21 protein-coding genes are annotated in these 20,704 nt (G+C 72.2%); 11 read left to right on the forward strand and 10 right to left on the reverse strand.

Features of this window, described 5'->3' with window-relative positions:
• Positions 1-57 precede the first annotated feature (57 nt).
• From MMF94_RS03755 to MMF94_RS03775, 5 genes are all read left to right on the forward strand, one after another.
• A complete protein-coding gene (locus tag MMF94_RS03755) occupies positions 58-954 on the forward strand; it encodes a helix-turn-helix transcriptional regulator (protein WP_241034813.1) in 897 nt (298 codons plus the stop codon).
• A 65-nt stretch (positions 955-1,019) separates the two neighbouring features.
• Complete coding sequence (locus MMF94_RS03760; RefSeq protein ID WP_241034814.1) at positions 1,020-1,439, forward strand: ArsR/SmtB family transcription factor; 420 nt, start codon at positions 1,020-1,022, stop codon at positions 1,437-1,439.
• Positions 1,439-2,869: a substrate-binding protein gene (locus MMF94_RS03765; protein ID WP_241034815.1), complete on the forward strand. Its 1,431-nt coding sequence runs from the start codon at positions 1,439-1,441 to the stop codon at positions 2,867-2,869. The genes MMF94_RS03760 and MMF94_RS03765 overlap by 1 nt, the downstream gene beginning before the upstream one ends.
• 98 nt (positions 2,870-2,967) lie before the next feature.
• Positions 2,968-4,512, forward strand: coding sequence for an amidase (locus MMF94_RS03770; RefSeq protein ID WP_241034816.1), 1,545 nt, complete (start codon positions 2,968-2,970; stop codon positions 4,510-4,512).
• Between the two features lie 281 nt (positions 4,513-4,793).
• Positions 4,794-5,234, forward strand: a complete 441-nt coding sequence (locus tag MMF94_RS03775; RefSeq protein WP_241034817.1) for a MarR family winged helix-turn-helix transcriptional regulator — start codon at positions 4,794-4,796, stop codon at positions 5,232-5,234.
• Positions 5,235-5,372: 138 nt separating this feature from the next.
• On the opposite strand, the gene MMF94_RS03780 is transcribed toward MMF94_RS03775, so the two are convergent.
• Positions 5,373-5,846, reverse strand: coding sequence for a GNAT family N-acetyltransferase (locus MMF94_RS03780; protein ID WP_241034818.1), 474 nt, complete (start codon positions 5,844-5,846; stop codon positions 5,373-5,375).
• 53 nt (positions 5,847-5,899) lie between these two features.
• On the opposite strand from MMF94_RS03780, the gene MMF94_RS03785 reads away from it, so the two are divergent.
• Both MMF94_RS03785 and MMF94_RS03790 read left to right on the forward strand, forming a co-directional pair.
• On the forward strand, positions 5,900-6,532 hold the full coding sequence (locus MMF94_RS03785) for a class I SAM-dependent methyltransferase (RefSeq protein ID WP_241034819.1): 633 nt from the start codon (positions 5,900-5,902) through the stop codon (positions 6,530-6,532).
• Between the two features lie 10 nt (positions 6,533-6,542).
• Positions 6,543-7,358, forward strand: a complete 816-nt coding sequence (locus MMF94_RS03790) for an MOSC domain-containing protein (protein WP_241034820.1) — start codon at positions 6,543-6,545, stop codon at positions 7,356-7,358.
• Between the two features lie 87 nt (positions 7,359-7,445).
• Here MMF94_RS03790 and MMF94_RS03795 read toward each other — a convergent pair whose 3' ends face one another.
• Entirely contained in the window at positions 7,446-8,246 is an 801-nt protein-coding gene (locus MMF94_RS03795; protein ID WP_241034821.1) for a TIGR03084 family metal-binding protein, read from the reverse strand.
• 230 nt (positions 8,247-8,476) lie between these two features.
• Between MMF94_RS03795 and MMF94_RS03800 the strand changes: the two genes are divergently transcribed.
• Entirely contained in the window at positions 8,477-9,331 is an 855-nt protein-coding gene (locus MMF94_RS03800) for a metallophosphoesterase (protein ID WP_241034822.1), read from the forward strand.
• Positions 9,332-9,344: 13 nt separating this feature from the next.
• Here MMF94_RS03800 and MMF94_RS03805 read toward each other — a convergent pair whose 3' ends face one another.
• From MMF94_RS03805 to MMF94_RS03840, 8 genes are all read right to left on the reverse strand, one after another.
• Entirely contained in the window at positions 9,345-9,974 is a 630-nt protein-coding gene (locus tag MMF94_RS03805) for a TetR/AcrR family transcriptional regulator (RefSeq protein ID WP_241034823.1), read from the reverse strand.
• Positions 9,975-10,089: 115 nt separating this feature from the next.
• Positions 10,090-11,310 (reverse strand): alpha-D-ribose 1-methylphosphonate 5-triphosphate diphosphatase, encoded by a 1,221-nt coding sequence (locus MMF94_RS03810; protein ID WP_241034824.1) that lies wholly within the window; start codon positions 11,308-11,310, stop codon positions 10,090-10,092.
• Positions 11,307-12,050 (reverse strand): ATP-binding cassette domain-containing protein, encoded by a 744-nt coding sequence (locus MMF94_RS03815; RefSeq protein WP_241034825.1) that lies wholly within the window; start codon positions 12,048-12,050, stop codon positions 11,307-11,309. Before MMF94_RS03815 ends, MMF94_RS03810 begins: the two co-directional genes overlap by 4 nt.
• 5 nt (positions 12,051-12,055) lie before the next feature.
• On the reverse strand, positions 12,056-13,879 hold the full coding sequence (locus MMF94_RS03820) for an alpha-D-ribose 1-methylphosphonate 5-phosphate C-P-lyase PhnJ (RefSeq protein ID WP_241034826.1): 1,824 nt from the start codon (positions 13,877-13,879) through the stop codon (positions 12,056-12,058).
• Positions 13,876-15,063, reverse strand: a complete 1,188-nt coding sequence (locus MMF94_RS03825; protein ID WP_241034827.1) for a carbon-phosphorus lyase complex subunit PhnI — start codon at positions 15,061-15,063, stop codon at positions 13,876-13,878. Before MMF94_RS03825 ends, MMF94_RS03820 begins: the two co-directional genes overlap by 4 nt.
• Positions 15,064-15,065: 2 nt before the next feature.
• Positions 15,066-15,653 (reverse strand): phosphonate C-P lyase system protein PhnH, encoded by a 588-nt coding sequence (gene phnH, locus MMF94_RS03830; RefSeq protein WP_241034828.1) that lies wholly within the window; start codon positions 15,651-15,653, stop codon positions 15,066-15,068.
• Positions 15,650-16,108 carry a phosphonate C-P lyase system protein PhnG gene (locus MMF94_RS03835; RefSeq protein WP_241034829.1) on the reverse strand — a complete coding sequence of 153 codons (459 nt, stop codon included), beginning with the start codon at positions 16,106-16,108 and terminating at the stop codon, positions 15,650-15,652. Before MMF94_RS03835 ends, phnH begins: the two co-directional genes overlap by 4 nt.
• A complete protein-coding gene (locus tag MMF94_RS03840; protein WP_241034830.1) occupies positions 16,105-16,857 on the reverse strand; it encodes a GntR family transcriptional regulator in 753 nt (250 codons plus the stop codon). Before MMF94_RS03840 ends, MMF94_RS03835 begins: the two co-directional genes overlap by 4 nt.
• 276 nt (positions 16,858-17,133) lie before the next feature.
• Between MMF94_RS03840 and MMF94_RS03845 the strand changes: the two genes are divergently transcribed.
• From MMF94_RS03845 to phnE, 3 genes are read left to right on the forward strand one after another with little or no spacing between them, the layout of a single operon-like run.
• The gene (locus tag MMF94_RS03845; RefSeq protein WP_241034831.1) at positions 17,134-18,084 is read left to right on the forward strand and encodes a phosphate/phosphite/phosphonate ABC transporter substrate-binding protein; all 951 of its coding nucleotides are present in this window, start codon (positions 17,134-17,136) and stop codon (positions 18,082-18,084) included.
• Positions 18,081-18,908, forward strand: a complete 828-nt coding sequence (gene phnC, locus MMF94_RS03850) for a phosphonate ABC transporter ATP-binding protein (RefSeq protein ID WP_241034832.1) — start codon at positions 18,081-18,083, stop codon at positions 18,906-18,908. The genes MMF94_RS03845 and phnC overlap by 4 nt, the downstream gene beginning before the upstream one ends.
• Positions 18,908-20,683 carry a phosphonate ABC transporter, permease protein PhnE gene (gene phnE / locus MMF94_RS03855; RefSeq protein ID WP_241034833.1) on the forward strand — a complete coding sequence of 592 codons (1,776 nt, stop codon included), beginning with the start codon at positions 18,908-18,910 and terminating at the stop codon, positions 20,681-20,683. The genes phnC and phnE overlap by 1 nt, the downstream gene beginning before the upstream one ends.
• Positions 20,684-20,704 lie beyond the last annotated feature (21 nt).

The following is a 20,704-nucleotide window of genomic DNA, read 5'->3' on the forward strand; positions in this document are numbered from 1 at the left end:
CAGGCCGGGACTGCTTGTACCAGGCTGCCAGAGCGCTGCGTGCGCCATGCTCATCCTGTGGACCGCACCGAGTTCGGCAGCACGCTACGCACCTGGCGCGAGCGGCTCCGCCCGTCCGACGTGGGAGTGCCAGCGGGGCTGCGCCGACGCACGCCGGGGCTGCGGCGTGAGGAGGTCGCCGCTCTCGCGGGAGTGTCGGTCGACTACCTGACGCGGCTCGAACAGGGCCGCGGTCCGCACCCGTCCGACGGGGTGTTGTCCGCGCTGGCCAGAGCGCTGCGGGTCACGGATGCCGAGCGGGACCACCTCTTCCACCTGGCCGGCAGCACCCCGCCCTTGCCGGGCCGGATCCGCAGCGCCGTCCGGCCGAGTGTGCTGCGGTTGATGGACCGTTTCACCGATCTCCCCGCCCTCCTACTCGACGCGAAGAGCGACGTTCTGGCCTGGAACCCGATGGCGGTCGCACTGCTCGGGGACCTGTCGTCGATCCCGCCCGCCCAGCGCAACATCGCGAGGCAGGCGTTCACCGGGACGCACCGGGTCGAGTTCCACGCGGAGGAACGCGAGCGACTCGATCGAGCCCTGGTCTCCGAACTGCGCCGATGCGCCGCCCGCTACCCGGCCGACCCGGATCTGCAGCGCCTGGTGTCGGACCTACGAGCGGCGAGTGCCGACTTCGAACGACTATGGACCCTGCGCGAGCTCGACGAGCGTCACGGCGACACGAAGCGGATCCACCACCCGGAGCTCGGGGTGCTGGAACTGGACTGCAACGCGCTCGTGGTGCATGGCGACGACCAAGTGCTGCTGGTCTACTCCGCCGCACCCGGCACACCGGCCGCCGAAGCGCTGCAGCTGCTCCGCGTGATCGGTCTGCAAGACGTAGGTCACATCTCGACGGGCTACGCTCAAGCGCCTATACAAGGTCAGGACATCACTCAGGGGGGCCGGTAGTGAGCGAGCCTGCGAGCGGATCAATGTGCAGCGAGGGCGGGCGATGAGCAGGAGGGACGACCGAGGTGGTTGCTGACGAGGCGTTCGACGCCCTCGCGGATCCGGTTCGCCGCGAGATCCTCACGCTGCTCTCCCAGCGCGACGAGTGCAGCGCGGGTGAGCTGTCCGAGCAGATCAGCCGGGTCGGCCGCACGGCCGTCTCCAGCCACCTGCGTGTACTGCGCACCGCGGGGCTCATCGCCGAACGCCGTACCGGACGCTTCCGCTACTACTCGGTGGACCCCACCGGGCCTGCGCAGGAAGTGATCCAGCTGCTGATCGAGCTGTTCCAGGGATCGCTCGACGCCGCGAAGGCCGCTGCCGAGAACACCGCCGCGAGCACCGACCGGGTGAGCATCGCTCGTTCCGGCACGGCGACCGCGCCCGCGGCCCGGCCGGTCGCCGGCGCAGCCCACCCCGACGGGTCCGTCCGCAGAGCCATGTGATGGGGCGGCTCGCGCTCACCGCCGAAGAGCACGTCGACGCGCCGCCAGAAGCGGTATTCGCGCTGTTCGGCGCGGGCGCGGGCGCAGGTTGGGTCTTCGACGCGGTGTGCGACCGGGTCGCCGTCGGCGCGGTCGTCACGTTGCAGGCGCCGATGTTCGGCGTGGCCGCAGGCCCGGTGGAGATCCTCGGCCGGATCTCCGCGGTCCGCGCGCCGTCGCGCATCGAGATCCGGCACGACCAGCCGTGGCGTGGGCGACTACGGGTGCACGTCGACCCCGACGGTGCCGGCACCCGGGTCCGCCTGATCGCCGACCTCGACGATGCCGGCCTCCACTGGCTGATGCGCCGCCGCGGGTTCAGCGTGCCCGACGGCGCCCCCGAGGGCACCCATCCCGTGGGCCTGTTGACGAGCAAGTCCGGGCCGGCCAGCGTGTTCGCGTCGGGCACCGAGAACCTCGCGGCGATGGCCGTCGACGAGATCAACGCCGAGGGCGGCGTCGACGGCAGGCCGATGCGGCTGGTGGTCGGGGACGACGCCACCGACCCGCGGCTCGGCACGATCGAGGCGTGGCGGCTCGTGCACGCCGGCTGCCGGGTGATCATGGCGAGCACGACGTCGGCCACGTTCTCCCGCGCCGCCGACGAACTGCGCGACTCGGGCGTGCTGATGGTCCAGCCCGTCATGAACGAGGGCGGCAGCGGCGGCGCGCTGCGCGTTCAGCTCGGGGAACGCCCCGAGAACCAGTTGCGGGCTGCGGCGCGTCCGATCATGCAGGTGGCGGGCGGGCGCCGGTGGTTCCTCGCGGGCAACGACTACGTGTGGCCCCAGATGGTGCACAGCACGGCCCGGCGGGTGCTCGCCGAGGACGGCGGCACCGTGGTGGGGGAGACCTTCGCCCCGCTGGGCACGCGCGACTTCGCCCCCCTCATCGAGGACGTCCTGAACTCCGGCGCCGACGTCATCCTGTCGTCCTTCGTGGGAGCCGACCTGGTGCACTTCGAGCGGCAATGCCACGCGATGGGCGTCCGCGATCGGTGCCGCTCCCTCGCGCTCGCCCTCGACGAGCCCACCCGCGAGCGCATCGGCGACGACGCCGCGGCCGGCATGTGGGGGGTCTCGGGGTACTTCGAGGAACTTCCCGGCGACGTCAACGAGGCGTTCCTGCAGCGGTACCGATCGGCGTTCGGACCGTTCGCACCGCCGGTCTCGAGCATCACGGAGTCGGTGTACGAGGCGATCCATCTCTACGCCAAGGCAGTCCGGCGCGCGGGTGTCGACGATCTGGAAGACATCGCTCGCGAGCTGCGCGGCAGCCGCGACGACTTCCCCCGCGGTGAGGTCGCGGTCGTCGGGCCGGAGACGCTGCGCCAGCGCATGTTCCTGGCCGAGGCGACGCGAGGCGGGTTCCGCGTAGGCCTCCCGGGTTGACGTTCGATCACAACTTCGCCGTCGCGCCAATGATCGTTGACGCGTCCCGTATCGCCTAGTTACGGTGCGTTGTCTGCCGACTGCGAGGAGATTCCCGGATGCCCGTTCAGCCGCCTGATCCGTCGATCCTCACCAAGGTCGCCGAGAGCTACGGCCTGGGTCTGACCGACACCGACGTCGCGTCCTTCGCCCCGCTGGTGAACGGCGTGCTTCAGTCGTGGGACGTTGTCGAGCGGTTGCACGCCGAGGTCGAGCCGGCGGTTCCGCAGCGGGCCTGGACGCGTCCGGAGGCGGCCGAGAACCCGCTGGGCGCCTGGTACGTGACCTGCGAGGTGACCGGAAGCGGTGAGGGTCCGCTCGCCGGGCGCACGGTGGCGGTCAAGGACAACACCGCCGTGGCCGGAGTGCCGATGATGAACGGCTCCGCCACGGTGGAGGGCTTCGTCCCGCGCCGGGACGCCACGATCGTCTCCCGGATGCTCGATGCCGGCGCCACGATCGCGGGCAAGTCGGTGTGCGAGGACCTCTGCTTCTCCGGCGGTTCGCACACGTCACGCTCGGGACCGGTGCGCAACCCGTGGGACCCGACCCGGTCCTCCGGGGGGTCCTCCAGCGGCAGCGCGGCGCTGGTCGCATCCGGCGCGGTCGACTTCGCAACGGGCGGCGACCAAGGTGGGTCGATCCGCATGCCCGCATCTTTCAGCGGGATCGTCGGGCACAAGCCCACCCATGGCCTCGTGCCGTACACGGGCGCGTTCCCGATCGAGCAGACGATCGACCACGTGGGCCCTATGACGCGCACGGTGGCGGACGCCGCACTGGTGCTGAGCGTCATCGCCGGGGTGGATGGGTACGACCCGCGGCAGCCGGCCGACCTCGTTGTCGACGACTACGTGGGTGCTCTCGAGCGCTCGGCGGAGGGACTGCGCGTCGGCGTGGTCAGCGAGGGCTTCGGGCACCCGAACTCCGACCCGGACGTCGACGACGCCGTCCGCGAGGCCATCGAGACCCTGCGCGGGGCCGGGCTCACGGCCGAGGACGTCTCGATCCCCTGGCACGCACATGGGCTGAAACTCTGGGACGTCATCTCCATCGAAGGCGCCACGGCGCAGATGGTCGACGCCAACGGCTACGGGCTGAACTGGCAGGGCCTCTACGACCCCGAGCTGATGGAGTTCTACGGCAACAAGTGGCGTGAGGACGGCAGCCAGTTCTCCGAGACCGTCAAGCTCGTGCTGCTCTCGGGCCGGTACTCGCTCGATCGCTATCGGGGCAAGCACTACGCGATGGCCCGCAACCTGACATCGCACCTTCAGGCGGCCTACGACGAGGCGCTGTCGCGTTTCGACGTGCTGGTCATGCCGACCACGCCGATCCAGGCCTCGGTCATCCCGGCCGAGGACGCCCCCCGCGAGGAAGTGATCGCCCGCGGCCTGGAGATGGTGGCCAACACCGCTCCCACGGACGTGTCCGGTCACCCCGCGTGCAACGTGCCGGCCGGGATGGCGAACGGTCTCCCGACCGGGATGATGATCATCGGGAAGCGGTTCGACGACGCCACCGTGCTGCGCGTGGCCCACACGTTCGAGCAGGCGGTCGGGGGCTTCCCGGCCCCGACGACCGTTGCAGTGGCGGGCGCCTAGCACCGTCTCTGAGCCTGCGGCGGACCCACCGGTCCCCCTCCCGGTGGGTCCGCCGCCTCGTCAAGGCGTCGGCTGCTGCGCGCCGCCGCCTATGCACGCACCGCTGTCGCCGCCACCCGGCCACCGCACCGCGGGCATACCCTGTCTCGGTCGGGTCCTCACCTGGATCCCCACGCGGACAGGCGAGCATCTTGTCGCAGCACAGTTCGCGATCTCCCACGCGAGTGAGTCGAGGAGGCGATGTGGATTCCGACGAGCTGCGGTCGGAAATCGACCTTACAATGTGGCGGTTCATCGCCGACGTCGTGCTACGCACCCAGGCCGTTGCCCAGCAGGTGGGCCTCGGGGGAAGCGACTGCCAGTTCGTGGCCCTGCTGGGCGTGCACGGTCCGCTCACCGCGGGCCGTCTTGCCGAGCTGAGCGGGCTGACCACCGGCACCGTCACAGGGGTGCTCGACCGGCTGGAGAAGGCCGGGTACGCGCGACGCGTGCGGGACGCCACCGACCGGCGGAAGGTGCTGGTGACCCCGGTGCCCGAAGCGATGGAGACCCTCGCGGAGCACCACCGGGCCCACAGCGAGCATCTCGACGCGGTGCTGCACCGCCGGGACGCGGCTCAGCTGCAGGTGATCGCAGACTTCCTCGCGGAGCTGTGCGCGCCGGGCTCCTCGTCAGGCTCGCGGGAACGCGGGAACGGCACCACGGTGAGCAGCGGAAGCTGACCGTCCTCGGCCCGGTTGGGGCGCCGGACGTGGGCGACCACCCATCCGGTGCTCCGAGCGTGACCCTGCACGAACGACACCCTCATCACCTCCGCCTCCAGTGGAGCACGGGGCACCGACAGGCCGGCGCGCGACCGGCTAGTGGATCGTGCGGGACATGCAGAGGCTCAGCGGCGAGTCGGCGTACTCCCCGAATCGCTCGATCTCGACGTATCCGGCGCGGTGGTAGAGCTCGACGGCCTCGATCTGGCGAGCTCCGGTCTCGAGCACCACGCGGTCGGCGAAGAGTGCCTCCGCCTCGGCCTCCAGCGCGCCCAGGAGCGCTCTGCCGATCCCACGACCGCGAGCCTGCGGCCGGACGTACATTCGCTTGATCTCGGCGACCCCCGGTTCGCGCAGCCGCACGGCTCCGCAGCCGAGCAGGTCGCCCGTCGTCTCGTCGACGGCGGCGAGCAGCACCCCGCGGCCTGCGCTCACCTCAGCCGCGTCGAGCCGGTCGTGGACCGCTCCCGCCTCCGGATACAGGTCGTGCAGCTCGGCGTCCAGCTCCCCGATCAGCTCGCGCACGGCGGGCTCGTCGATGGTCACGGACTCGATCCGTACGGACGACATCGGCGCAGGATATCGACGCGCGGATGATCACGACGTTTCCTAGGATCCAGCCGGTGTCCGACATCGCCACCGCCTCCGCCGCCGCCTTCGACGCCGCCGCCGACACCTACGACGAGGACCGCCACCACGTCGAGATCGCCGAAGAGCTGGTCCGCGGGCTGCAGCCGACCTCCCCACCGGCACTGGTCGTCGACGTCGCCACCGGCACCGGTTTCGCCGCGTTCGCCGCGCTGCGCCGGCTCGCAGCACGGCGAGTGGTGGGCATCGACATCTCACAGGGCATGCTCGACAGGGCACGGGCGAAGGCCGCGGACGAGGACCCCGGCGGCCGGATCGAGTGGCGCCACGCGCCCGCGATGCCGCTCGACCTCGTGACGGGCTCCGCCGACGTGGTGCTCTGCGCATCGGCACTGCACCTCCTCGGCCGCGAAGCTCTGCGCGAGTGGCTGCGCGTGCTGCGTCCGGGTGGACAGGTGGTGTTCAGCGTGCCGATGGCCGAGGACTTCCATCCGTCGCCCGAGTTCCGTCGCATGGTCGAGAGCCACCTGTCCGTTCCGCGGGACGCCACGGAAGCCGCCGGACTCGCCCACGAAGCGGGATTCGCCGAAGCGCGCGCCGAGGTCCTTCTCCCGGCTTCCGAACGTCCACGCCGCGTGTTCATCGTCCGGGCGCAGGCACCGCTGTAGCGTGGATCGAGTGGCCAGGGTGGTGTCGTTGCTGCACTATCCGATCAAGGGATGCGCCGGCACGCCGGTGTCCGGGTCGGTCGTGACCGCCGCCGGGCTCGCCCACGACCGGTCGTTCATGGTCGTCGGCCACGACTACGTCTTCCGGACGCAGCGGCGGGACCCCCGGCTCGCGGTGATCCGTCCGGAGGTCGGTGCCGACGGTGACCTGCTGACGCTGCACGCGCCGGGCATGGCCGAACTGTCCGTGAAGGTGGATCGCGACGGCGCCCGCCACGGCGTCGACCTCTTCGGCAACCGCTTCACCGGGATCGACCAGGGCGAACCGGTGTCCCGTTGGCTGACCGAGGTACTGGACGCGCCGAGCCGCCTCGTCCGGGTGCCGCCGGAGCACGACCGCGCCACCGACGGCGAGACGCCGGGCACCGCGGGCTACGCCGACAGCGCGGCCGTGCTCCTCGTCGGCCGGCCGTCGCTCGACCTGCTGCATGCGCGGCTCGTCGAGCAGGGTGGCGAGCCGCTGCCGATGAACAGGTTCCGGCCCAACATCGTCGTCGACGGGTGGGACGAGCCGCACATCGAGGACAGCGTCCGAAGAGTCACGATCGGGAACGTGCGGCTCGGCTTCACGAAGCTCGCCATCCGCTGCCCCGTCACCCTGGTCGACCAGGAGACGGGTGTCCGGGCGGGTCCGGAGCCGCTGCGCACGCTCGCCTCCTACCGGCGCTCGCCGGAGGGCGGGGTGACCTTCGGGACGAAGCTGGCCGTCCTCCAGGCAGGCGAACTATCAGTAGGCGATGAGGTAGAGGTCGATAACTGGGCCTAGGCGACGGCACACAAGGCGACGGCACACATCACGGGGCGACGGCACACATGTCCGGCCGTGTGCACGGCGGCCACACGGTGTGTCCGGTCAACGCTTGCTGTGGGGGAAGGCTCCCGGCGCTCTCCCGGGGCCTGGTTCGCCCGCGAAGGCCTGCGCGATCGAGATCCACTCGGTGGCTACCGGCCCGACGACCTCCAGGTCCGTGTCGGCAACGTTGCGGCGCTGGGTGACGACGAGGCAGAAGTCCAGCGCGTCGCCGCTCACGCGGTCGGCTGCGTCGGCGTCGCCCCAGGTCCAGACGTCCCCGGACGGTCCGGCGAGCTCCACCCGCACGGGGACGGACGGGGCGGCACGGCCGCGGAGCGCGAAGCTGAAACCGGTGGTGCGCACGCCCAGATGGGCCACGTGCCGCAGCCGGTCGGTGGGCTCCCGGCGGACGCCGAGCGCGTCGGCGATGTCCTGGCCGTGGGCCCAGGTCTCCAGGAGCCGCGCCGTGACCGACGTCGCCGCGCTCATGTCCGGCCCGTACCAGGGCAGCCGGGCCGAGGGGTCGAGCGTCCGGAACGTGTCGATGAACTCCTGCCGGGCCTGCAAGAACCACGACCGCACCTCAGCGGCGCTCATGTGGGCGTGCTCGGCCGCCACCCGGTCGGGATGGTCGGTGCCGGCCTCGGCCTCCGCGACGCGCCGGAACCCGGCGGGATCCACCGCGGCCTGCCGGGCCAGCTCGTCGAAGAAGGCGAGGTGGGTGAGCTGGTCGCGGATGTCCCAGCCCAGGGACGGGGTGGGGGTGCTGATCGAGTCGTCGTCGAGACGGGCCACCAGCGCGCCCACCGCGTCGGTCTCGGCCTGCAGGTCATCCAGCAGCGCCGCCATCGACACGGCCATCGTCAACGTTCCTCCACCTTCTCGACGATAACCGCGAGCGGTGCGCCGGCGTCTACGGTCTGCCCCACACCCACGAACCCCTCACCGACGGCTCCCTCGGCCGAGACTTCAGCGGATGCTCCATCTTCATCGCCTCGACCGCACCCTGCAGGCGGGCCACGCGGAGGATGCCGTGAGTTCACCCGGAATCGCTTGCCCGCGCTCGCCACGCCGACCGAGGATCTCCGGTCGTGACCCCCGAGCACACCCTGATCCAGCTCACCGACCTCCATCTCGTCGCCGAGCCCGGGGAGCTGCGCCACGGCGTCGACACGGCCGACGCACTGGCACGCGCGCTCACCTCGGTGGAGGAGTCAGGAGTGCGGCCCGCCGCTCTGCTGTTCACCGGCGACCTGGCCGACGCGGGCGAGCCCGGTGCGTACGAGCGGCTTCGCGAGATCGTCGAACCGGTCGCCAGGCGTCTCGGTGCTCCCGCGCTCTACGCCATGGGAAACCACGACGACCGCGCCGCATTGCGCCGGCACCTCCTGGGAGTGCGCCTGTGCGGCGAACCGGGCGACACCGCCCCGCTCGACCACGTCACGTGGGTCGGCGGCCTGCGGATCGTCGTGCTCGACAGCACCGTGCCCGGGCACGTCCACGGCGAGCTCTCCCCTGCCCAGCTCGCCTGGCTGGAGGCCGAACTGGCCGAACCGGCACCTGCCGGCACGGTCCTCGCGCTGCACCATCCGCCGCTGCCGACGTCCTCCCGGCTCTCCGCGGACATCCAGCTGCAGAACCGGTCGACGTTCGCCGCGATCCTCGCCGGGACCGACGTGCGCGTCGTACTCGCCGGGCACACCCATGTGGTGAGCGCTGGTGCGGTGGCCGGGATCCCGGTCTGGATCGGTGGAGCCACCTCCTACATCAGCGACGCCCTCGTCCCGGCGGGTGGGGAGCGCACGCTCAACGCACCGTCGGTGAGCCGGATCGACCTGTTCGCCGACGCCGTGGTGACCGCGGCCGTGCCCGTGGGCGCGGAGCACGGGACCGCCCTGTCCGCAGTGCAGGTGACGCAGCGGATCGCCGAGTTCGGCGTGGCCTGACCAGGAACGGCGATCAGCCCGCCGGGCGTCTGAACGCCCCGTGCCACTGCGAGACGGCGAGCTCGCGGGCGATCAGCGTGTCGCGGGCGGGGTCGCCGACGGCGACGTGGCGGGCGATGACCGCCGCGCCGCCGACGGCCAGCGTCCAGCCCGCAAGGGCTGGATCGACGTCGGGGGCGAGGCGTCCTGCCTTCTGCTCCGCCGTCAGGCGCACCACCGCGCGCTCGGCGAACCGGCCGATCTCCTCCGTCCAGTACTCACGGACCTCCGGGTCGTAGCCGGCCGTCTCGGTGATCGCCGCCAGCACCGCCCCGTGGTCGCGGTAATAGCGGATCATGCGCTCGTACAGCGTGGTGAGCCCGTCGGGCCCGCCGCCCGGACCGGTCGGACGCCAGTCCTCGCCGAGGTCGAACAGCTCGTCCTTCAGCGAACCGGCGAGCCGGACCAGCAGCTCGGTCTTGTCCCGGAAGTGCAGATAGAACGTGGAGCGCGCGATCCCCGCCTCGGCGGCGATGCGCTGCACCCCCAGCTCGGTGAACGGCACGCCCCCCACGAGCAGTCGCTCGGTCGCGGCCAGCACCTGGGCGACCGCCGCCGCACGGCGGTCGGGGCCCTGGGGCCGGGGGCGCGTGATCGAGGGCATCGTCGGATCCTATTTCGCCCGAACCCTGTGCCACCGTGCACACCACGGCGCCACCGTGCACACGTCCTGACGTGTGCACGGTGGCCATCGGGTGGGTGCGGTCAGCGGGCCTTCGTCAGAAGGTCTCCTCCGCGCGCAGCACCGACCGGACCACGGGCCAGGGGTCACCCGCCTGCAGCAGGACGAGGTCGGCGCGCAGCCCGGCGGCGAGCCGGCCGCGGTCGGTGAGCCCCGCGGCCTCCGCCGCACCCCCCGTGATCAGCGCGATCGCCGCGGGCAAGGACATCACAGCCCGTGTTGCGAGCAGGAACGCGGCGGCGGTGAGCCCGGACGGGAGGTAGTCCGACGCCAGCGCGGTCAGCAGCCCGCGGGCCGCGAGGTCACTGCCGGAGACGTTGCCGGCGTGCGACCCGCCACGCAGGACGTTGGGCGCTCCGGCGATCACCGGCAGCCCCCGCTCACGTGCCGCCTCGGCCGCCTCCAGGGTGGTCGGGAACTCGGCGACCGAGCCGCCCCTGGCCACGAGCTCGTCGATCTCCACCGCGCTCGCGGGGTCGTGGCCGAGCAGCCGGATCGCCTTGGACCGCGCCAGCCCGCCCAGCCAGCCGAGGGCCTCCTCGCGAACGGTGAGCCGGCCCTCGCGCTCGACGATCAGCTGGTCGACGTGGTCCTTGGCCTCGCCGTCGCTCAGGCCCCGGGTGCCCGCCACGTACCGCTCGTAGTGGCGGCGGTCGGCGTACTGACCCTGCCCCGGGGTGTGGTCCTCGTGGGACACCAGCAGAGGCATGTCGTCCGGATCCGGCAACGTGTCGAACCGTTCCCGCAATGCGGCGATCCCCTCCGGGGAGCGGACGTCGAGCCGGTGGAGCAGGCGATGGTCGACGGGCGCCGTCCCGCGCGCCGTGACCGTGGCGATCAGCTCGCGTGTCCGGGCGATCGAGCGCTGCGTGGAGGGAGAGGTGCCCTCCTCGAAGGAGGCCCCGTGGAACACCGTGGTGACACCCGCGGCGCGCAGCTTGCCCTCGAAGGACAGGATCGCGAACTCCCACGGTAGGCGCGCCGACGGTCGGGGCAAGATCTCCCGCTCCAGGCCGTCGGAGTGCACGTCCACCACGCCCGGCAGGCACAGCAGCCCGGCACCGTCCACATCGGCTTCCGACCCGGCCGGCTGCGGCGCCACCTCGGCGATCCGCCCGTCGCGGACGGCGATCCACGCGTCGTCGACGACCCGGTCGGGCAGCACCGCCCGGACGTGGCCCAGCACGTAGTCGACCGGCGGCAGCCCGAGCGTCCATCGCGTCGACGTGCCGCTCGCCTGCTCGGTGAGTTCACTCATGCCGCGCTCCCCAGCAGCTCGGTCGGAGCGCCGTGGCGCTGCACCCGTCCGGACCCCAGTTCGACGACGCGGTCGGCCAGCCTGCGCATCGCGTCGGCGTCGTGGAAGACCGCGAGCACCGCCACGCCGTGTGCCGTCAGGGAGGCGACGAGGTCGAGCGCACGTTCCCGGTTCGCCGGGTCCAGCGCCGACACCGGCTCGTCCAGCAACAGCAGCCGAGGCGGCCGCACGGTGCCTGCCGCCAGGTTGATCCGCTGCCGCTCACCGCCGGACAGCACCCCGCAGTCGACGTCCCACAGCGCCTCCTCGATCCCGAGGGTGCGCAGCGCAACGGCCGCCGCATCGAGCGCCTCCGCACGGTCGAGTCCTCGCCTGCGTGCGGCAGCCGCCACGACCTGCAGCGGACCGGTCCGCGGGGGCGCGGTCAGGAACTGGGCGACGTAGCCGAGCTCGCGGCCGCGCAGCCGGGCCATGGCGCGGTCCGGGAGTGTCGTCAGCTCGATGTCACCCAGGAGCACGCTCCCGGCGTCGGGGAGATAGCTGCGATACACACAGCGCAGCACGCTCGACTTCCCCGCACCGCTCGGACCGGCCAGCGCCACGTGCTCACCGGCTGCCACGTCCAGATCCACGCCGTCGAGGGAGACGACGGTGCGCCCGTCGACGGTGTGCAGGGTGAAGGTCTTGCACAGTCCCCGGACTCGCAGGACCGGTTCCTGCGCCGGGCCGTCCGTACTCACGGCGGTCACCTCCGTGCCGCGGCCACGAGCCGCTGGGTGTAGGGGTGGTGGGGGTCGGAGAAGAGCTGGTCGGTGAGCCCATGCTCGACCACCCGGCCGAGCTGCATCACCACCGCCCGGTCGGTGAGCGCCTCGATCACCGCGAAGTCGTGGCTCACCACCACCGCGGCGACGTCCCGCTCGGCGAGCAGTCCGCGCAGCAGATCCAGCACACCGGCGGCGACGGAGGCGTCGAGCCCGGTGGTCGGCTCGTCGAGCAGCAGCACGGCCGGGTCGGTCGCGAGCGCCTTCGCGATCTGGACGCGCTGGCGCATGCCGCCGGAGAACGTGCGCACCGGGTCGTCCATGCGGGAGAGCGGGACCTCGACGCGGTCGAGCAGCTGCGCGGCGCGCCTGCGGATCGCGTGGTAGCTACGCCACCCCGCGGCCGTCAGGCGCTCGGCGATGTTGCCGCCCGCCGAGACGCTGAGCGCGAGCCCGGCCGACGGGTCCTGCTGCACGTAGCCGAGCACGTCGACACGCAGCTTGCGCCGCGCCGCCGCGTCCAACGCCAGAAGCTCGGTGGCGCCGCCGTCGAGGGCGGCCAGCCGGACGCTTCCCGTGGTGGCCTCCTCCTCCCCGATGACACAGCGCAGCACCGTCGACTTGCCGGAGCCGGACTCGCCGATCAGGCCGACCGCCTCGCCGGGAGCCACGTCGAACCCGACGTCCCAGGCAGCGACGATCGCCCCGGTGCCGGGGCTGACCGCGGTGCCGTGCTCCGGGCCCGTGCCCGCGATGGCCGCGGCGCCGCCCGGGCCGTGCACCTTGCCCAGGCCTGCCACTCGCAGCGTCCACTCCTCGCCCGCGGCCGCGAGTCGCGGGGTGGTCGTCGCGGGTGCCGGGCCGACCGGCGCGACCGGACCCGACCGGACCCGTCGCGAGGGATCGGGCAGCAGGCGCAGCGGCGCCACTGCGGCGTGGGCGGCCAGGTCGGCGTCGCCCGCGGCCACCCGGGCGCACCACTCCGTGTCGCTGCAGATCGTGCGACCGCCACCGCCCTCGACGAGGAACGTGTCGGCCGAACCGCAGAGCGCGCAGCGCTGCTGCGGGCCGCCCTCCACCTCGAACGGCACGTCGTCGAACGTCAGCGGCTCCACGTCCGTGCCCGGCGGCACCGCGTAGATCCGCTTCTCCCGGCCCGCGCCGAACAGGCTCAGGTGCGGAGCCTGGTGCAGCCGCGGGACGTCCCAGCGCGGGATCGGCGTGGTCGCCATGACATAGCGCCCGCCGACGAGCACCGGGTAGCCGGTGGACTTGGTGATCACGCCGTTGCGCACCAGGTCCTCGTAGAGGCTCACCCAGATCGAGGCGTAGTCGCCCTCGGCGTGCATCCGGTCGCACTCGGCGGTGGAGCGTTCCACTCCACGCAGCGGTTCGGGCACCGGCACCTGCAGCACGAGCACGTGCTCGTCGGTCAGCGGTTGCTCGGGGATGCGGTGCCGGGACTGCACGATGCTCGCCTCCCGGCTGTCCGTCGTCTCCTCGCAGCCCTCGGTGGCGGCGATCATCCGTCGGAGGTTGGTGGCGTTGACGCCGGCGTCGTCGCCCTGGTCGATCACCTTGACGGTGTCGTCGGCGCCGATCACGGCCAGGGTGACCTGCAGCCCGCCCGACCCCCACCCGCGTGCCACCGGCATCTCCCGCGAGCCGAAGGGCACCTGGTGGCCCGGCACGCACACCGCGGTCAGCGCGGCCCGGCGGATCTCCCGCCGCGCGCCCTCGTCGAGCAGCCCCTGCCCCTCCTCGCCGGAGTCGATCTCGGCGAGCAGGTCCACGACGGCGGTCATTCGCAGTCCTTCCCGATCGGGTCCGTCGCGCGCGGCCGCTCCCCGGTCCCGCGCACGGCGAGCTTCCGGTCGACCATCGAGCGGAAGGTCACGTAGTGCGGCAGCTTGAGGTGCTCGAGGAAGCCGCCGGAGTCGAGCCCGTCGACGGTGAGCAGCAGCAGCTGCTCCAGCGGGGTGTCGCGGCCGAAGCGGCGGCACGCGATGTCGAGGTTCGCCATGGCGATGGCCTTGCGCTCGTTGTGCCCGAAGCACAGGCCGTACCCGAGGTCGAAACGGCCGCGGTCCTCGTCGGCCCCGTCGAGGTCCTCGATCGCCTCGGTCTCGGTGGCCCGAAAGTGCCCGACGGTCACCGGCGCGCCGGTATGCGGGTGCTTCACCCGCAGCGGCAGCCTGCCGTGGCGGACCTCGCCGAGCGTGACCTCGTGGACGTTCCCGTCCGGGCCGAGGATCGAGCGGTACCACAACCCGACGAGCGCACCGGTCTCCGCGCGGGCCATGCTGGCGAGCACCGCCGAGCGCGGTGCCGGCGGGCGGGCCGGGCGGCGGGTCACGTCGAAGGGCTCGGGGCGGGGAGCCGTGGGGTCGGCGGGCCGGTGGTCGACCAGCAGATCCATCTCGCGCAGCAGCTCCGAGAACCGCCGCGGCCTGCGCTGCGAGTCGCCCGTTCCCAACCCCCGAGTCGCCCCGTTCCCGTCCGCGAGTCGCCCGTTGCCGTTCTGCGACTCGCCCGTTTCGAGCCCGTGAGCCGCCCCGTCGCCGTTCCCGTTCGTGGCTGCGGGCGGCCCGTCGAGACGCTCGAGCAACCGCCCCGTGTAGTCCGACGTGCGACCGAGCAGCTGCGGCCCCTCGGGCGTGCGGTGGGCCGGGACGATCCGGCGCAGCACCACCATCTCGTCGGGGTTCACCGGCTCGCTGCGCGCCAGCCGGGGCAGCGCCGAGCGATGGGCGCGCACGAGGTGCGCTGCCTCCAGCGTGTCGCCCTCGGCCTGCCGGAATGCGTGAGCGGCCGTCTGCTCGTCGTAGAGCCCGGCCTCCCCCATCACACGGTCCACGGCCAGCCGGAACCGCGCCGTGATCTGGCCGGTCTCGGCCCAGGGCGCAGGCGCGTGGTCGCGCGAGCGGCGCACCAGGTCCTCCGCGGCCAGAATGGCCTCCAGGCCGCCGCGGGCTCCTGAGTACCCCATGGTCAGCTCCCTTCGTTCGTACGCGTGCTGCGCGGCAGGCCGACGCAAGCGCCGTCGGAGTCCACGAGCAGCAGGTCGGCGCCCGCGGGGTAGGTCACCGCGGCGCGGACGTCGAGCCAGCCCACCGGCAGCCCGGCGGGGGTGATCACGGCACCGGGCGCCACCCCGGGGCCCTCCAGCCGCACGACCGGGCCCCCGGTCAGTGCGGACACGGCGAACGCGACCAGCGCGGCCTCTTCCGGGTCGGCCGGGCTCCCCACCCGAACGGCCCGCAGCTCGTCCACGGTGATCGGCCGCAACGCCGCCACCAGCCGCGCCTCCCCGAGGACGGAACCGGGCGCCGACGTGGCGGTCATGACGGCCCGCAGCCACTGCTCACTGTCGGCCGTCGTGGCGTCGAGCACGCACACGGGTGTGTCGAGGTCGGCGAGGGCGAGGAGCGGCACCAGCGCCGCCGGCACCCCGGCAGGCGCAGGCAGGTGCGTCGTCGTCCCCGGCCGGGCCAGGGCGTCGAGCACCGCGCGGAAGATGCGTTGAGCGTCCCGATGCCCGGGCCGGACCAGGACGGGTGCCGCCTCGGTGCTGGTCATGCGAGCTCCTCGAACGCGACGACGGTGGGGGCGAGCACAGCCCATTCCGCAGCCTCGGCAGCGGCCTGACGTGCAGCGACACGGCGGCACAGCGCGGCCACCTCGCCCGCCATCGGCCTGTCGGCCTCCGCCTCGGCGTCGCACACGGCTGCGGCGAGCACCGCCACCCGGTCGTCGCCGAGACGCATCGCCCATCCCCTTGTGCCGGCCAGATCGACCTCCGCACGGCAGGCGAGCACGTCGCCGAGCAGGAACCGCTCGTGGCCCACCGGCTCCAGCACCTCGGTCGCCACGCAGCCGACCTCGGGTGGGACGAGGACCGTCAGCTGGGCACTGTCGGCGAGGCAGCCGTCGGCCAGCGCCACGAGCTCTGCGGTCCCGGCCAGCGCCAGCAGCCCCGCGCGTTCCTCCCGTCGGCCCGCTCGATGCCCGGTCGTTCGCTCCGATGTGGTCATTCCGCTCCTCTTCGTCCTTCCCCGAGCTCCACCACCACGCGGAGCGCATCCGCGCGCATCCATGAACTGCTGCACATCACCGGGCTCCCCGCATCGCCGTCCCGGCTGAGGCTCTCGACCAGCCAGACCGGTGCCGTCGACTCCATCTGCAGGCCCGCGACCACGTCCGGCGGTGGCACGTCGAGACTCACCCGGCTCCACGAGCGCACGGGACAGACCCGACCGACCTGGCGCAGCACGAGGTCGACGGACTCCGCGGCGTGCAGCGCCGCGCCCAGCTCGGGCACGATCGCGACCGGGATCCATTCGTGCGTCGCGGCGGCGAGCAGGTCGTCGATGTAGGACTGGCGGCGCAGCCGATGCGCGGGCGTACCCGGCGGCAGGTCGAGCAGCTCGGCAGGCTCCGGCGGCAGCGCCACCACATCGACCCCGCGCACCACGGTGCGGGGCTGGGCGCCCGCCGCGGACACCGTCTCGTGCCAGGACGGCCGCCGGTTGTGGGAGATGACGTAGTCGATGCGCCGGTTGACGAAGGTGCCGGCGCCCTGGATCCGGCGCACCAGCAGGCGGCGCTCCAGCTCCTGGAGGGCTGCCCGGGCCGCCGCCCGCCCGACGCCGAACCTCAGGGTGATGTCGTGCTCCCCGGCGACCCGCGCCCCCGGTGGTAGCCCGGCCAGCTCGCTCGCCAGTTGCTCGGCGATGTCCAGGTACCGCCTGCCCCGGGTGGTGACGGTGGTGGCCGCGTCCATGGGCGAAACGCTGCCCCTCGAACTTGTCCGGACAACTCCACGAACGCGAACGCCAGGCGGTCCGCCGGTGAACCCCATGAGCGGTTGTCGCGGCCGAGGCGGGCAATTGGGATCAACGCCGGCTTGACCGGGCATCGGAGGGGAACCGTTGCCCTGCGTTCAGCCACTCGCAACCCGGGGGACCGCACCCCAGCATCGCCGGCTCGGACCCTCGGCGCTGATGTCGGACGGCCGGATGGTCCGACGCTTCCTACTGACAGGGAGACACCACCTCAGATGAAACGCACTCTCCGCCGCGTGCTCCCCGCCGTGGCCGCAGCTGTGCTGTTCGCCGCTCTCGCCGCGTGTGGCGAGAGCGCCTCCACCGCCGGCCAGGGTGGAGGCGGGGGCGCTGACCCGGACACCCTGGTGTTCGCCGCGGTGCCGAGCGAGCAGACGACGACCCTCCAGCAGAACTTCCAGCCCGTGCTCGACATGCTCGGCAAGGTCACAGGGAAGAAGATCGAGTTCCGGCAGGCGACGAACTACGCCGCGGTGATCGAGGCCCAGCTCTCCGGGCAGGTCCAGATCGCTCAGTACGGCCCGCTCTCGTACGTGATCGCCAAGTCCAAGGGCGCCCCGATCTCCGCCGTCGGCGCGCAGATCACCGCGAAGGGTGCCGCGCCCGGCTACAAGTCCTACGCCATCACGAAGGCGGGTTCCCCGATCAAGTCGCTGAAGGACTTCGCGGGGAAGAACATCTGCTTCGTCGACCCCGACTCGACCTCCGGTTATCTCTACCCCTCCGCCGAGCTGCTCCAGAACGGGATCAACCCGACCACCGGCGTGCACCCGATCTTCGCCGGCGGGCATGACGCCTCCGTGCTGGAGGTGGCCTCGGGTCGCTGCGACGCCGGGTTCGCCGAGGACTCGATGGTCGACACGACGCTGATCCAGTCGGGCCAGCTGAAGCCCGGACAGATCACCACGCTGCTGAAGTCCGAGGAGATCCCCGGGTCGCCCGTGGCGATCAGCACCACGCTGTCCCCCCAGCTTCAGAAGACCCTCGCCGACGCCTTCCAGAACATGGCGAACGTCGACTACCTGACGGCCAACGGCTTCTGCAAGGGGGCCTGCACGATCGGCGACGGCGGTGGGTGGGGTTACGCCCCGGTGGACGACGCGTTCTACAACACGATCCGCCAGGTGTGCGACGTCACCAAGAACAAGAGCTGTACGCAGGCATGACCGGCGACGGAAGAGTCAACGGCACGGCGCGACATGCCGGCGGGGCGCCGGTCGTGGAGTTCGCCGGCGTCACGAAGCGTTTCGGCCCGCAGGTGGTCGGTCTCGACGACGTCAGCCTGACCGTGCACGCGGGCGAGGTGGTCGCTCTGGTCGGCCTGTCCGGCTCGGGGAAGTCCACCCTGCTGCGGCACGTCGACGGCCTGCACCTGCCCACGGCAGGCAGGGTGCAGGTACTCGGCGTCGACGTCGGCTCGGTTCGCGGGAGCGCCCTGCGGACGCTGCGGCGCCGGATCGGCTTCGTCTTCCAGCAGTTCGAGCTGGTGGGGAGTCGGACGGTGCTGGAGAACGTGTGCACCGGTGCACTCGGCCGGCTCCGTGGACCTCGCCTCGGTCTGCCGACCTACCCGAAGGCGGTGCGCCGGGAAGGACTGGAGCACCTCGACCGGGTGGGGCTCGCCGACCGGGCGTTCCAGCGGGCGGATACCCTGTCCGGCGGGCAGCAGCAGCGGGTCGCGGTGGCCCGCGCGCTGATGCAGCGACCCGAGGTACTGCTGGCGGACGAGCCGGTGGCCTCCCTGGACCCCGAGTCCTCCGAACAGGTCATGGCCCTGCTGAAGACGATCAGCCGGGAGAACTCGCTCACGGTGCTGTGCAGCCTCCATCAGGTGGATCTGGCGCTCGGCTGGGGCGACCGGATCGTCGGGCTGCGCGGCGGGCGCACGGTGCTCGACCTGCCCACCGCCGGGCTGGACCGTGAGCAGGTGATGGCGGTGTACTCGCGTGTCGGTGCTGCCGCGAGTGCCCTGTTGACGACCGCACGCTGATGTCGGTCCCCTCCCCGTTGCGGGAGACCCCGGTGCCGGCTGCTCGTCCGCCGGCACCGGGGCGCCTCACGAACCGCCCGTCGGCCGGGACGGTCTCGGCCGTGCTCGTTCTGCTCGTGCTCCTGGCCGCCTCGCTGTGGTCGGTGGCCGAGCTGCGGATCAATGTCGCGACCTTCGTCGACGGCGCTCACCAGGCCGTGGCGTTCACCCGGCGGACGCTGCCGCTGGACTTCCCGCCGGTCGTGGAGATCCTCCGGCTCTGCGGGCAGACACTCGGCATCGTCATCCTCGCCACCCTGCTCTCGACGATCCTGTCGGTGCCGCTGGCCCTGCTCGCCGCCTCGAACACGACGCCGAACAACCCGAGCAGGCTCGGTGCCCGCAGCCTGATCGTCGTCGCTCGCGCGGTCCCCGACGTCGTGCTGGCGATCGCCTTCGTCCGGATCTTCGGCATCGGCGCGCTCACCGGCGTGCTGGCGATGGGCCTGCACTCCATCGGGATGATCGGCAAGATGTACGCCGACGCGATCGAGCACGTCGACGCCGGACCGCCCACAGCACTGCGCGCCTCCGGCGCCACGCGGCTGCAGCAGATCGCAGGCGGCGTGCTCCCCGCGGTGCTGCCGGCGTTCGTCGCGGTCGGGCTCCACCGGCTCGACATCAACCTGCGCGTCTCCGTCGTGCTCGGCTTCGTGGGTGTGCAGGGCATCGGCTTCGCCATCGCGGAGTCGATGGCGGTGCTCGACTTCCAGCGCGGCATCGCACTGTCGCTGGTCGTGCTCCTGCTGTGCGTCGTCGTCGAGCTGATCTCCGGGTCCATCCGCACCGCCCTGCTGGGCCGTGCCGCGGCCGGGCCGTCGCGAGGTATCGCTGCCGGCGTCACCCGGCTCGCCACCCGCCGCTCCGCGTCCGGCAAGGTCGACGACGAGCGCCTCGACCTCGACGTCGATCTCGTCCGTGATCCACGCCTGCGCTCAGCGGCCGCGCTCGTCTCCGGACGGACCACCCCGCCATGGACAGCCCGGCGGATCACATCGGCCACCTACACGGCGATCACGGTCGCGGTGATCGTCCTGTCGTTCATCGGTTCGGGCATCTCGCCTCTGGAGTTCCTCGAGTCACTTCCCCAGACGATCCACAGCATCGGGCTGTTCTTCCCGCCCCAGACCGGCGGCCTCTTCGGAACGCTCCTCGAGCAGTTGCTCGTGACCGTGCAGATCGCGCTCGCGGCGACGCTGTTCGGCGTGGTGCTGTCCCTCCCGATCGGGGCGCTCGCGGCCCGCAACGTCGCGCCCACACCCGGCGTCGCGAACGTGTTCCGGCTGGTCATCCTGCTCATCCGCGGCATACCGGAGCTGATCCTCGGCATCGTGTTCGTGGTGATCACCGGCCTCGGTGAGGTGGCGGGCGCGGTGGCGCTCGGGATCGGCGCGGTCGGCCTCCTCGGCAAGCTGGTGGCGGACTCGCTGGAGGAGGTGGACGCAGGGCCGGAGCACGCTCTGCAGGCCACCGGCGGGTCACGGTGGCAGGTCTTCTTCGCCGCGACGCTCCCCGCGGGCTCCCGTGCACTCGTGGCGCACGTGCTCTATCTGCTCGACACGAACATCCGCTCGGCGACGCTGCTCGGCATCGTCGGTGCGGGTGGGATCGGCTTCTATCTGCTCAGCGCCTCGCAGGTGCTGCAGTTCGGTGTCGTCACGACCATTCTGATCATGATCTTCGTGACGGTGATGCTCGTCGAGCTGCTGGCGCTCTGGCTGCGTGAGCGGTTCTGAACAACCTGACCTGAGGAGAGG

Source organism: Pseudonocardia alaniniphila (assembly GCF_022524485.1).
GTDB classification, from domain to species: domain Bacteria; phylum Actinomycetota; class Actinomycetes; order Mycobacteriales; family Pseudonocardiaceae; genus Pseudonocardia; species Pseudonocardia alaniniphila.

Coding starts and splice junctions, on each gene's coding strand:
- MMF94_RS03765 (WP_241034815.1), top strand. CDS start 1,439: ATGGGGCGGCTCGCGCTCACCGCCGAAGAGCACGTCGACGCGCCGCCA.
- MMF94_RS03770 (WP_241034816.1), top strand. CDS start 2,968: ATGCCCGTTCAGCCGCCTGATCCGTCGATCCTCACCAAGGTCGCCGAG.
- MMF94_RS03775 (WP_241034817.1), top strand. CDS start 4,794: ATGTGGCGGTTCATCGCCGACGTCGTGCTACGCACCCAGGCCGTTGCC.
- MMF94_RS03780 (WP_241034818.1), bottom strand. CDS start 5,846: ATGTCGTCCGTACGGATCGAGTCCGTGACCATCGACGAGCCCGCCGTG.
- MMF94_RS03795 (WP_241034821.1), bottom strand. CDS start 8,246: ATGGCCGTGTCGATGGCGGCGCTGCTGGATGACCTGCAGGCCGAGACC.
- MMF94_RS03805 (WP_241034823.1), bottom strand. CDS start 9,974: ATGCCCTCGATCACGCGCCCCCGGCCCCAGGGCCCCGACCGCCGTGCG.
- MMF94_RS03810 (WP_241034824.1), bottom strand. CDS start 11,310: ATGAGTGAACTCACCGAGCAGGCGAGCGGCACGTCGACGCGATGGACG.
- MMF94_RS03820 (WP_241034826.1), bottom strand. CDS start 13,879: ATGACCGCCGTCGTGGACCTGCTCGCCGAGATCGACTCCGGCGAGGAG.
- MMF94_RS03825 (WP_241034827.1), bottom strand. CDS start 15,063: ATGGGGTACTCAGGAGCCCGCGGCGGCCTGGAGGCCATTCTGGCCGCG.
- phnH (WP_241034828.1), bottom strand. CDS start 15,653: ATGACCAGCACCGAGGCGGCACCCGTCCTGGTCCGGCCCGGGCATCGG.
- MMF94_RS03835 (WP_241034829.1), bottom strand. CDS start 16,108: ATGACCACATCGGAGCGAACGACCGGGCATCGAGCGGGCCGACGGGAG.
- MMF94_RS03840 (WP_241034830.1), bottom strand. CDS start 16,857: ATGGACGCGGCCACCACCGTCACCACCCGGGGCAGGCGGTACCTGGAC.
- MMF94_RS03845 (WP_241034831.1), top strand. CDS start 17,134: ATGAAACGCACTCTCCGCCGCGTGCTCCCCGCCGTGGCCGCAGCTGTG.
- phnC (WP_241034832.1), top strand. CDS start 18,081: ATGACCGGCGACGGAAGAGTCAACGGCACGGCGCGACATGCCGGCGGG.
- phnE (WP_241034833.1), top strand. CDS start 18,908: ATGTCGGTCCCCTCCCCGTTGCGGGAGACCCCGGTGCCGGCTGCTCGT.